The following is a 12,387-nucleotide window of genomic DNA, read 5'->3' on the forward strand; positions in this document are numbered from 1 at the left end:
TCCCCTACGTCGCTTTAATATGATGAATCGCGTAGAGCGCGCTGTCACCGGAGCGCCAGATCGGCACCAGCCGCGGGTCACGCGGGCCCGGCGGCAGTCGCACATCGATCAGCCAGAGATAGTCGACCTGATCGAGCGGCAGGCGAGGCAGGACCTGCGCGATCCCGAGCCGGTGATTGCCGGTACCGGTCGTGCCATGGCAGCCAGGCGCATAGACGATCTGCGACGGATCGATCGCGTACCCCGGCGGGGCGAACCGGACCTGGAGCAGATGCACCGCCCGCACCGCCCAATGGGCGTTGACCCAGGCATCGCGTTCCGCGGTGGCGAGCGCGGCGAGGTGGGTGGTACGCGGCTGGCGCCAGCCACGCACGCCGCAGTCGCTGAGGGTAAGGTTCAGCACGCGGCTGCCCGGCGCAACATGACCGAGTGCCGCGAGCTGACGCGCATAGTCGCGGCCATAGCCGACGAAGCTGATGGTGGTGACGGCGAAGCGCAGCACGAGCAGCGCTGCGCCGACGATCACTAGCCCGCGCCGCAGGCGGGGGCCGGTGCCGCGCCAGTCCTGCAGCACCAGCGCCAGCATCAGCGCATGGGCGAGCAACCGCGCATCGACGTTCGCCGTGCCGGAAAGCTGAAACGGCGCAACGAGGAACAGCACAAGACTGCCCCATACCGCCCAGGCGCCGGGCCGCACGAGGCGCGCGCCGCACAGCCGTCCGAGCACCAACACGGCGACGATCGCCAGCGCGGTGGCAACGTCCAGCGCCAGGCTTTGGTCGCGAACGAGGTTGAACAGCGCGTCCGCCTTGCTCGGCCAATTCCACAATGTCGCCCCACCCTTGTCACCGCGCGCGAACAGGACCGGGATCGCCGCGAAACCGAGGGGCCATAGCCGTGCCGCCAGCGCCTTGAGCCGCAACGGCCCGACACGCTCCGCCTCGAATGCCGCGACCCACAGCATCAGCAGCGCCCCGCCTTCGCCATGGGCGAGGAAGAGGGCGGGGGTGAAGATCGCGAAGCACAGGGCGCGAAGCCCGGGCCTTGCGTCCCATCGCATCCACGCTGCGAAGCCGCACAAGGCCAGCGCCGCGCTCAGCGCATAGTTGACGAAGCCCCAGAGGAAGCTGTCGTTATAGACGAGGATCAGCGCCCAGGGCAGCGCCGCGGCCCCTTGTCGGTTCAACCGCCGCGCCACCCCCAGCAGCCCCAGCACGGTCAGCACCGGCACCGCCGCGCACACCAGCCACATCGCTGCCACCGCCCCGACCAGCGGGTGCAACGCCTGGACGATCAGGTCGCTGCCGAGGTTGAGCGTCGGCCGCCAGGCGAAGCTGAAATAGCGGTGCAGCACGCTGTCCGCCGGTGCCAGTTGCACCGCAAACCGCCCAATATGCCCGGGGACGTCGACCAGCGGCGGGATGCGTACGAACAGGAAGGGCAGCGCCGAGGCCAGGGCAAGCGCCGCGATCCAGCGCCACTGCAGCACGCGGGGCATCTGCGGGGACGGGAAGCTCTGCATGGCGCGCGCCTTATCCCCAGTTTCCACCAGCGTCACCCCATGGCGGCGGTTGTGCCGCCCCCCGTGCATCCGGTAGCGAGACGCGATGTCCTCCGCCGCCCCTACCCCGATGATGGCCCAGTATCTCGCGCTCAAGGAAGAGGCGGGGGATTGCCTGCTGTTCTACCGCATGGGCGACTTTTTCGAGCTGTTCTTCGAGGACGCGAAGATCGCGAGCGGCGTGCTCGACATCGCGCTTACCTCACGCGGCGAGCATGACGGCGACAAGATCCCGATGTGCGGCGTGCCGGTGCATGCGATGGAGGCCTATCTCGCCCGGCTGATCAAGGCCGGCCAGCGCGTCGCCATCGCCAACCAGACCGAGACGCCCGAGGAAGCGAAGAAGCGCGCCGGCTCCAAGGCGCTGGTATCCCGCGCAATCGTCCGTGTGGTGACCGCGGGCACGCTGACCGAGGAGGCGCTGCTCGACAGCCGCACCGCCAACTGGTGCGTGGCGGTAGGTGAAGCCGGCGGCGGCGTGGCGATCGCCTGCGCGGACATCTCCACCGGGCGGTTCGAACTGATCGAGACGGACTCCGCGCGGCTGGGTGCCGAGCTCGCCCGGCTGAACCCCGCCGAGACGATCGCCTGCGACGCGACCGAGTTCGCCGAGCTCGCAACCGCGCTCCGCCCCAAGCTCGATTTCGACAGCGCCGGCGGGGAGGCGAGGCTCAAGCGGCTGTTCGGGGTGGCGACGCTTGACGGCTTCGGCCAGTTCTCGCGCGCGGGCCTTGCCGCAGCCGGCGGGCTAGTCGCCTATCTGGAGCATACCGCCAAGGGCTCCCTCCCCTTTCTCCGCCCGCCCCGCGTCAGCCGCGCCGAGGCCGCGATGGCGATCGACGCAGCGACGCGCGAAAGCCTGGAACTCACCGTCAGCGCCGCCGGCGCCCGCAAGGGCAGCCTGCTCGACGCGGTCGACCGCACCGTCACCGGCGCCGGCGCCCGCCTGCTCGGTGCCGACATCGCCGCGCCGCTGATGGATCGGGCCGCGATCGACGCGCGGCTCGATCTCGTTACGCTGTTCCACGACGATGCGGGGCTGCGCGACAATATCCGTGCGACGCTGCGTGCGCTGCCCGACATCGGCCGCGCGCTCGGCCGCCTTGCTGCCGGCCGCGGCTCCCCACGCGATCTCGGCCAGCTGCGCGACGGTCTCGACGGCGCCTGGCGGCTCGGCGAGAAGCTCGACCGGATCGCCGAGGCGCCGCAGCTGCTCCGCGACCTCGCGCCGCAGCTGCGCGGGCACGGCACGCTGATCGACCTGCTCACCCGCGCGCTGGTGCCCGAACCGCCGGTGGATGCCGCGCATGGCGGCTATATCGCCGAGGGCTATGACGCGGCGCTCGACGATCTGCGCGACGCCGGCGCCGGCGGCCGCCGCGCCATCGCGGCGCTGGAGGGCGAGTACCGCGCCCGCACCGGAATCACTGCGCTCAAGATCCGCCACAACGGCGTGCTCGGCTATCATATCGAAGTGCCTGCCCGTTCGGCCGACGCGCTGATGAAGCCCGACAGCGGCTTCACCCATCGCCAGACGCTGGCCGGCGTCGTCCGCTTCAATGCGCCCGAACTGCACGACGTGGCGGTGAAGGTGACCCAGGCGGGCGCCCATGCGCTTTCCGCCGAAGCCGCGCATCTGGAGGAACTGACCGGCGAAGCGCTGGCCCGCCGCGAGCCGATCGCCGCCACCGCCGATGCGCTCGCCCGGATCGATGTCGCCGCCGGGCTTGCCGAACGCGCGGCCGAAGGCGGCTGGGCGCGGCCGGAGCTCGTCGAGCATAGCTGCTTCGACATCGAGGGCGGGCGGCATCCGGTGGTGGAAGCTGCCGTTGCGCGCGCCGGCGGCCGCTTCGTCGCCAACGACTGCAAGCTCTCCGAAGACTCGCGGCTGTGGCTGGTGACCGGCCCCAACATGGGCGGCAAGTCGACCTTCCTGCGCCAGAACGCGCTGATCGCGGTGCTGGCGCAAGCCGGCAGCTACGTCCCCGCCACCCGCGCGACACTGGGGCTGGTCGACCGGCTGTTCAGCCGGGTCGGCGCCTCGGACAATCTCGCGCGCGGCCGTTCGACCTTCATGGTCGAGATGGTCGAAACCGCCGCGATCCTGGCGCAGGCCACCCCGCGCAGCTTCGTGATCCTCGACGAAGTGGGGCGCGGTACCTCCACCTATGACGGGCTGGCCATCGCCTGGGCGGTGGTGGAGGCGATCCACGAGGATAATCGCTGCCGCTGCCTGTTTGCGACGCATTATCACGAGCTCACCCGGCTGGCCGAACGCTGTGACGCCCTGACCCTCCACCATGTCCGGGCGCGCGAATGGAAGGGCGAGCTGGTGCTGCTCCACGAGCTGGCGGAAGGCCCGGCCGACCGCAGCTACGGCATCGCCGTCGCGCGGCTCGCGGGCATGTCGCCCGCCACGGTCAAGCGCGCCAAGGCGGTGCTCGACAAGCTGGAAGCAGGCCGGGCGAAAACCGGTGGCCTCGCCGCCGGCCTCGACGACCTCCCCCTGTTCGCCGCCGCCGCCCAGGCCGAGGAGGAGAAGGTCGACGCGCTGCGCCACGAACTGGACGGCATCGACGTCGACGCGCTCAGCCCGCGCGAGGCGCTCGACGTGCTGTACCGGCTGAAGGGGCTCGCCAAGGAGTCGTAGCTGCCCGCGCTGCTCGCAGCGGCCAATTAAATGATGACGGCGGGTACGAAGCGCTGGCCTATGCGCAAGCGCTGGAGAAGCGCTGCAGCCCGCCCACCCCACGGGTGCGCAACCGAGCCGGGGCGCGTCCCGCTATGCTAGCGTCGCTCAGGCCGCCTGGCGCGCGGCATGCGACTCGAGGAACGCCGCAGCCTCGCCGGCCGGCAGCGGCCGAGAGAACAGATAGCCCTGGAACTCGTGGCAGCCGAACGCCCGCAGGAACAGCTGCTGCGTCTCGTCCTCCACCCCTTCCGCCGTCACGCCGATCCCGAGCGACTGGCCGATGCCGAGCACCGCCTGAATGATCGCCCGTGCATCATGCGAGCTGCCCAGGTCACGCACGAAGCTCTGGTCGATCTTCACCCGGTCGATCGCCAGCTTGTGGAGGTGCGACAGGCTGGAATAGCCCGTGCCGAAATCGTCGAGGACGAGCTGCACCCCGGCCTCGCGAAGCCGCAGCATCCCCTGCTCTACCCCGACATCCATCGCCAGCATGGCGCTTTCGGTCACCTCCAGCTGCAACTGCCGGGGGTTCATGTCGTGGCGTGCGAGAATCGCGAGGATGCGGCTGGCGATCTGCGGGCTGCGCAGCTGAATCGGCGAGAGATTTACCGCCAGCGAGATCTCCGGAAAGCGCGCCATCATCGCCGCGGCGCGATCCAGCACCCACTCGCCCAGCGGCACGATCAACCCGCTGGCTTCGGCGATGGGGATGAAGCGGACCGGCGGGATCATTCCCTGCGTCGGATGATGCCAGCGCACCAGCGCCTCGACGCCGACGACGCGGTGGCCGCTGGCGTCGATCACCGGCTGATAATGCACGTCGAGCTGGTCGCCGGCCGCCAGTGCGGCGCGCAGGTCCGTCTCCAGCGCGCGGCGGGCCTGCACGTCCGCGGCCAAAGCGGCATCGAACAGCCGAAACTCGTTGGCGGGAAGCTGCTTGGCTTCGTACAGGGCAAATTCGGCGCGCCGGTGCAGGTCCTCCGGCGTCATGCCGGGCTCCGCCCCGGCACAGCCGATCGAAACACCGAGCGCGACCGCGCCGGCCGGGCTCGCGATCGGCAACGCCGCCATGGCCAGCGCCCGCCGGCATTCTGCCTCGGCGGCGGCGACATCCGGGCAATCGGCGATCAACAGCGCGAACGTATCGCCGCCGGTTCGTGCCACCTGGTCCGACCCGCGGGCGGTGCCCGCGAGCCGGTCGGCAAAAGCCCGCAGCAAGGCATCGCCGGTGCATTCACCGAATGCATCGTTGATGTCCTTGAACTGGTACAGATCGATCAGCAGCAACGCCGGCTGCTCGGGCGGACACGCCGACAGTGCCGCGGCAAGCTGCTCGTTGAGCGCCGCGCGATTGGGCAGCCCGGTCAACGCATCGTGGAAGGCCAAGTGGCGCGCCCGCGCCTCGGCATTCCGAAGGGCGGTGACATCGGTGAGGATCGTCAGGACCAGCGCCTCGCCGTCCAACTCGACGCGCCGACGCCTGGTGACGACGTGGCGGGGCAGTCCGTCATGCCCGTCGATCGTGTCTTCGCTTTCGAGGTCCTCGCCGGTGGACAGCACCTGCGCATGCGCCGCGCGGTATCGTCGGACGCGATCCGGGGGAAGGCACGCTTCCATCGGCGTGGCCAGCCAATAGTCGCGATCGTGCCCGACAAGGGCGCAGAAGGCAGCGTTGGCGGCGATTATGCGATCCTTGCCGTCAATCAGCATCACCGGGGACGGCAGGGCTTCCAGCATGGCGCGGAGCGAAGCGCTGCCCAGCGCTATGCCTTTGCCCTGTTCCGTCTGCGCCATGTGGCACCCCGTCGCCCTGTTCGACCGGGGTACATCCGTGCCCGGACGACTCGGGCGCGGCCAAGTTGGGGCAAGTCCATATCGCTCGCGTAACTTTTTGCTAACCATCCGCCGCGATGCGCGCCGCGGGCCTCGCGCGCAGGGCCCGAAATGAAAGAGGTCGCCGGGCCCCTATCCAGGGTACCCGACGACCCCCGACATGGTCAGCGGCCGGAGAGCTCCAGCCCGGGAGACCATGCGGACCGCTTCACCTGCAATGGCCGGCGTTGATTGGAGGAAAAGTCCTCCCGCACGGCTCTACGGACGGAGGGCTTCCGTCCGCGCGGCAGGTTCAGCGGCGCGTCTCCCGAACGAACTGAACCGACCTCATTGCTGAACCATGAGACATCGGATCACCTCCTTTCGCTTGTTGAAGAGCCTGTGCCTCTCGACACACTTGACATGTAGGACACCCCTGAGTCGCAGAACAAGTCTTGTAAAAGAATTTTATCGGTGCGATTCTGAAAGTCTGGCGCTTGTTGCGCCGCGCCGGATCATTTCCGACAATCCTCCACCACGCGCAGGATCTCCGGCCAGGCGGGGATCACCAGCGTCGGCAGCCCCCCGCCCTCGATCACGAACCGACCGCGGCTATAGCCGATCGCATCGAGGAAGCTGTCGTTCGCAGCAATGCTGAGGGCGATCGTGCCCGGCGCATCCGGCACCGCCGGCATAGCGCGGACCGCGCTGGTAGTCCGCAGCGTCAGCGTCGACGCCGTGGTGCCGGTCCGGACAATGGTCACCCGCCGCGTTACCCTGTCGCAGCGCAGGCGGAGGACCGGCAGACTTCCCGCTACGCCGAAGCTGGCGCCACCACCGCCGCCCGGCTCGGCGCGATAGCGCCAGTCGCCCGCCGTCAGCGGCCAGTCCCGCCAGTCCGCGCTCAACGTCGGTGTAGGACGCGGCGCTGCGGGCGCGGGGGCTGGCGCCGATCGCGGTGCCGCGGCGGGCGGGGGCGTGGACGGGGCGGGCACGCAGCCGGCGAGGATGGCGGGGCCGGCAATGGCCAGCAGGGGGAACGAACGCATGGACGGCTTATGGGCGACGCGGCCTCCCGCCTCAACCACCGCCCCCCGCAGCCCCGAGCCGGCCGGTCGCAGGCAAACGCTAGCGCAGCGTTGTCGTGGTACGGATCGCCTCCAGCATGCCCGGCAGCCAGGCATTGCCGTCACGCAATCTGAAGGTGTTGGTATAGGCCCAGGCGCAGCTCTGCACGCCGATCGAGGCGTAGGCCGATGACAGGGTGCCGTAATACAGGATCCGCTGGGCAAGCGGCACGCCGGGATCGTCGTTGGCACCATATTCGCCGACGAACACCTGCCGTCCGGTCGCGCGCATGTACTCGCGCACCGTGGCCAGATTGGCATCGAGCTCCCGATAATCGGCAGCGCTGCCGAACACCCGACCGAGCGGTGGCGTGGGGCTGATCCACGTCGCGCCCTGATGGGTGAAGTTGAAGGGATCATAGGTGTGAATGGTGACCACGAGATTGGGGTCGTCCGGCAGTTGCAGCGTGGCGAGGCTGGGCACGCCGCTCCATTTCTGCCCCCCGATGATCACGGGCCGGGTGGGATTGCTGAGCCGCACCTGCGCCAGCGCCGGCGTGAGAATGGCCTTCAGGTTGCTGTCGTCCAGCGCGCCATTGGGTTCGTTCATCAGCTCGAACCACACGCTGGCGGTGGGTTCGTCGGCAAAGGCGACCGCGATCTGCTTCCACAGCCCGGCGAAGCGTTCGGCATGCGCCGCCGGCGCGGTCGCCATTTCCTCATAGTGATGGAGGTCGAGGATCACGTTGAGCCCGGCTGCGCGGGCAGTGTCCACCACCTGGCGGACGCGGGCGAGGAAGGCCGCATCGATCGTGTAGGGCGCAGCGGCGAGCGCGTGGTTCGACCAGCGCACCGGCAGGCGGATCGTGTCGAACCCTGCCGCCTTGATGATGGCGAAGTCGGCATCGACGATCGCGCGGCCCCAATCGCCCTCCCTCGGCGCTTCCAGATGGTTGCCCATGTTGACGCACTTGCCGATCGGAATGGTCGCGCCGCTGGTTACACGGAAGGCAGCGGCAGGCGTGTAGCTGACGGGGGATGGCGTCGGCGAGGGTGACGGTGACGGTGAAGGACTGGGCGTCGGACTCGGCACCGGTGCGGGGGCGGGCGACGTGACCGCCCCGCCTGCCGATCCGCCGCCCCCGCATGCCGCCAGAATGGCAAGCGCCGCCCCTGCGGCCATCGCGCGCGTTTTCATTACAGCCTCTCCCCTCGGGCGCCGGTTGCTCCGGCTGCACGGCGGGGAGTGTTGCCGAACGAGCGGCGGGAATCAACGGCTTGCCGCGCCGCTATCCCCGTCGCGGCCCGCCGAACTTCGTCTTGGTCTGTTTCCCATAGCGCGTCTTGCGCGTACCCGGCTTGCCCTCGTTGGACCGCCCCATCACCGGCGCCTTGCGTTCGCTCTCGGGCAGGCCGAGTTCCTCCGCCTCCAGCGCGCGGATCTCGTCGCGCAGGCGGCCTGCCTCCTCGAACTCGAGGTTCGCGGCGGCGTCGCGCATCTTCTTCTCGAGCTCCTCGATATAGCCGCGCAGATTGTGGCCGACCATGTGCGGGCGATCGGCGTCGATCTCCACCGTCACGCCGTCCTTCGAGGCGACATGGGCGATGATGTCGCCGATATTCTTCTTCACCGTCGCCGGGGTGATGCCGTGTTCGAGATTATACGCCATCTGCTTCTCGCGGCGGCGCCCGGTCTCGGCGAGCGCGCGCTCCATGCTGCCGGTCATGCGATCGGCATAGAGGATCACCCGCCCCTCGACGTTGCGCGCGGCGCGGCCGATCGTCTGGATCAGCGAGGTCTCGGAGCGCAGGAATCCTTCCTTGTCGGCGTCGAGGATCGCGACCAGCCCGCATTCGGGGATGTCGAGCCCCTCGCGCAGCAGGTTGATGCCGATCAGCACGTCGTACACGCCCATCCGCAGGTCGCGGATCAGCTCGATGCGCTCCAGCGTTTCGGTGTCCGAGTGCATGTAGCGGACCTTCACGCCCGCCTCGTGCATATATTCGGTCAGGTCCTCGGCCATGCGCTTGGTGAGCGTGGTGACGAGCGTGCGATAGCCCTTGGCCGCGGTCGCCTTGCACTCCTGGATCAGGTCCTGCACCTGCTCCTCGACGGGTTTGATCTCCACCGGCGGGTCGATCAGCCCGGTGGGGCGGATCACCTGCTCGACGAACACGCCGCCGGTGCGCTCCATCTCCCAGTCGCCGGGGGTGGCCGAGACATAGGTGGTCTGCGGCCGCATCGCGTCCCATTCGTTGAAGCGCAGCGGCCGGTTGTCGATCGCGCTGGGCAGGCGGAAGCCGTACTCGGCGAGGGTCAATTTGCGCTTGTGGTCGCCCCGCGACATACCGTTGATCTGGCCGATCGTCTGGTGGCTCTCGTCGACGAAGAGCAGCGCGTTCTCGGGCAGATATTCGAACAGCGTGGGCGGCGGCTCGCCGGGCAGGCGGCCGGTAAGGAAGCGGCTGTAATTCTCGATGCCCGCGCAGGAGCCCGTCGCCGCGATCATCTCCAGATCGAAGTTCGTCCGCTGCTCCAGCCGCTGGAGTTCGAGCAGCTTGCCCTCGATCTCCAGTTCCTTGAGCCGCTCGGTCAGTTCGTGGCGGATCGCCTCCATCGCCTGCTTGAGCGTCGGCCCCGGCGTGACATAGTGGCTGTTGGCATAGACGCGGACATAGTCGAGGCTCGCCACCTTCTTGCCGGTGAGCGGATCGAACTCGACGATCTCCTCGATCTCGTCGCCGAAGAAGCTGATCCGCCAGGCGGTATCCTCATAGTGCGAGGGGAACAGCTCGAGATTGTCGCCGCGCACGCGGAAGGCGCCGCGCCCGAAGGCGGCGTCGTTGCGCTTGTACTGGAGTGCCACCAGCTTGCGGATGATCTCGCGCTGGTCGACCACCTGCCCCTTCTTGAGGTCGAAGATCATCGCCGAATAGGTCTCGACCGAGCCGATACCGTAGAGGCACGAGACCGAGGCGACGATGATCACGTCGTCGCGTTCGAGCAGCGAGCGGGTCGCGGCGTGACGCATCCGGTCGATTGCCTCGTTGATCGAGCTTTCCTTCTCGATGTACGTGTCCGACCGCGGCACATAGGCCTCGGGCTGATAGTAATCGTAATAGCTGACGAAATATTCGACCGCGTTCTCGGGGAAGAAGTTCTTGAACTCGCCGTAGAGCTGCGCGGCGAGGATCTTGTTCGGCGCGAGGATCAGCGCGGGGCGCTGCAGTTCCTCGATCACCTTGGCCATCGTATAGGTCTTGCCCGATCCGGTGACGCCGAGCAGCACCTGGTCGCGCTCGCCGGCCCGCGCCTGCTCGACCAGCTCCGGAATCGCGAAACGCTGGTCGCCCGAGGGCTGATAGTCGGAGACGAGCTTGAACTTCTTGCCGCCCTCCGCCTTTTCCGGGCGCTGGGGACGGTGGGGGATGAACGCCTGGCCCGTCTCGGGCTCGGCAAGGTTGGTCCGGATCTGGATCGCCATGCCGTTGAATATGGGGCGTTAGGCGCTCTCTGAAAAGCGGCTCATCGGTCAGGCGGCGGGCCGGTAGGCGATCCGCCACATCGCCAGCCCGATGCCCCCGGCGAGCAATGCGACCACCAGGCTCTGCGCGATCTTGAGCACCAGCCCGAGCAGCCAGCTGCGCGTATCGATCGGCGCAATGGTGTAGAGCGCGGTGCCATAGCCCTGCGCCCCCAGGTAAAGACCCAGCCCGAGCATTCCGGTCACCAGTGCGGCAAAGCGGCCTCGCCGTAGCCCCAGCACGTGCAGAACCAGCCATATCGGCCCCCCGACCGCTGCCAGCGCGATGCCGGTGAACAGCCCGCCCAGCAATAGCCCGGCTCCCAGCGCAAGCGGAGCCCGCTGACCCGCGCCGATCAGCAGCATCAGGATCAGCAGCCCGCCGAGCGTGCTGCCGACACCCAGCGCCTTGCCGACGCCCTCGATGCTGGTCCGATAGTCGCGCGTTGCGCCGATGCCGCTGCCCATACGCCCCTTGTGCCCCGCCGCCTTTTAGATGCCGGACGCGAGGCGCTCAAGATCAGCGGAAACCGTCGAACCGCCCCTCCGCGCGGCAGCGGGCGATCCCGTCGTCGCTCGGCGGCGCGGGCGGCGTGCCGATCGCCGGCACGTCGAAGCGCTGCCCCAGCGGATGATCGACAAATCGGGCGGGATCGGTGCCGCCACAGCGCAGCATTGCCGCCAGCATGTCGGGTGGGGTGCGATAGGCTTCCCAGGAGAGACGGAAGGTACCCCAATGGATCGGCAGCGCCCAGGGCCGCCCGAGCCCGTCCCATACGCGGATCGCGTCCCGCGGGCCGATATGGGCATCCGCGGCCATCTGCCCGGGCTTGAACCGGAAGGCGCCCACGGGGATCGCCGCGAAGCGCACGGGGCCCAGCGCGGCGGCCTCGGCTGGCCATTTGCCGTCGCCCCAGCCGGTATCGCCGGCGAAGAACAGGTTGCCGCCGGGCAAGGTCACCACGAAGCTGGACCACAGCGCGCGATTGCGATCCGCGAACCAGCGGCTGCTCCAGTGGTGGTTGCGGGTGACGACCACGTCGATGCCGGGCTGCAGCGTCAGCTTCTGCCCCCAGTCGAGCCCGCGCGCCGGCACGCCCGCCTGGCCGATGACGCTGTCATTGCCGAGGCCGGTCACGATCACCGGCCGATCGCGCTGCCACAGCGCCTTGAGCGTCGCGAGGTCGAGATGGTCATAATGATTGTGGCTCACCACGATGAGGTCGATCTTGGGCAGGTCCGCGATCGCTACGCCGGGCGCCGCCACGCGCCGAGGCCCCATGCCGAGGGGACCGGCCGTATCGCTCCACACCGGATCGGTGAGGATGTTCAGGCCCTGGGTCTGGATCAGCACGCTGGCATGGCCGATCCAGGTGACCTGCATCGCCTGCCCCGCCACCCGCGCCGGCGGCCGGCTCTGGGCCACGGCAACGCTGGTCGGCCATACCGGCTGCTGCATGGCACTGCCGATCCGGTGCGCGAGGAACACGAAGGCGAGCGCCGGCGCGGGCGCCGTCTCGCCATCGGGATTGGCGAACCGCTCCCCGTCGAAATGGGCTGTCTCCTGCCCGCGATAATAGATCCGATCGAGGAACGGCGGGACGAGCGTCAGGAACAGGCACAGTGCCACCACGATCCAGAGCAGAATTCCACCGATCAGCTTCGCCATGGTCGCAATACGCATGGGCTGGGCTGATGGCCGCAAAGGGCCTTGCGATCAACTGCCCCGAT

General features: G+C 68.8%; 8 protein-coding genes. 1 reads left to right on the forward strand and 7 read right to left on the reverse strand.

Going from position 1 to position 12,387, the window contains the following annotated elements; genetic code table 11:
- Nucleotides 1–4: 4 nt before the first annotated feature.
- Nucleotides 5–1,549, reverse strand: coding sequence for a hypothetical protein (locus OIM94_RS10075; protein ID WP_264606602.1), 1,545 nt, complete (start codon nucleotides 1,547–1,549; stop codon nucleotides 5–7).
- An 82-nt stretch (nucleotides 1,550–1,631) separates the two neighbouring features.
- Here OIM94_RS10075 and mutS point away from each other — a divergent pair, with 82 nt between their 5' ends.
- A complete protein-coding gene (mutS, locus tag OIM94_RS10080; protein WP_264609878.1) occupies nucleotides 1,632–4,211 on the forward strand; it encodes a DNA mismatch repair protein MutS in 2,580 nt (859 codons plus the stop codon).
- A gap of 147 nt (nucleotides 4,212–4,358) precedes the next feature.
- On the opposite strand, the gene OIM94_RS10085 is transcribed toward mutS, so the two are convergent.
- The 6 genes from OIM94_RS10085 to OIM94_RS10110 form a co-directional block, all read right to left on the reverse strand.
- Complete coding sequence (locus OIM94_RS10085) at nucleotides 4,359–6,047, reverse strand: putative bifunctional diguanylate cyclase/phosphodiesterase (RefSeq protein ID WP_264606603.1); 1,689 nt, start codon at nucleotides 6,045–6,047, stop codon at nucleotides 4,359–4,361.
- A gap of 533 nt (nucleotides 6,048–6,580) precedes the next feature.
- A complete protein-coding gene (locus OIM94_RS10090; protein ID WP_264606604.1) occupies nucleotides 6,581–7,114 on the reverse strand; it encodes a hypothetical protein in 534 nt (177 codons plus the stop codon).
- A 79-nt stretch (nucleotides 7,115–7,193) separates the two neighbouring features.
- Nucleotides 7,194–8,330, reverse strand: coding sequence for a glycoside hydrolase family 5 protein (locus OIM94_RS10095; protein WP_264606605.1), 1,137 nt, complete (start codon nucleotides 8,328–8,330; stop codon nucleotides 7,194–7,196).
- A 91-nt stretch (nucleotides 8,331–8,421) separates the two neighbouring features.
- Entirely contained in the window at nucleotides 8,422–10,617 is a 2,196-nt protein-coding gene (gene uvrB, locus OIM94_RS10100; protein ID WP_264606606.1) for an excinuclease ABC subunit UvrB, read from the reverse strand.
- Between the two features lie 48 nt (nucleotides 10,618–10,665).
- Nucleotides 10,666–11,124 carry a hypothetical protein gene (locus tag OIM94_RS10105; RefSeq protein ID WP_264606607.1) on the reverse strand — a complete coding sequence of 153 codons (459 nt, stop codon included), beginning with the start codon at nucleotides 11,122–11,124 and terminating at the stop codon, nucleotides 10,666–10,668.
- 52 nt (nucleotides 11,125–11,176) lie between these two features.
- On the reverse strand, nucleotides 11,177–12,340 hold the full coding sequence (locus tag OIM94_RS10110; protein ID WP_264606608.1) for an MBL fold metallo-hydrolase: 1,164 nt from the start codon (nucleotides 12,338–12,340) through the stop codon (nucleotides 11,177–11,179).
- Nucleotides 12,341–12,387 lie beyond the last annotated feature (47 nt).

This window comes from Sphingomonas sp. R1 (assembly GCF_025960285.1).
Taxonomy (GTDB): domain Bacteria; phylum Pseudomonadota; class Alphaproteobacteria; order Sphingomonadales; family Sphingomonadaceae; genus Sphingomonas.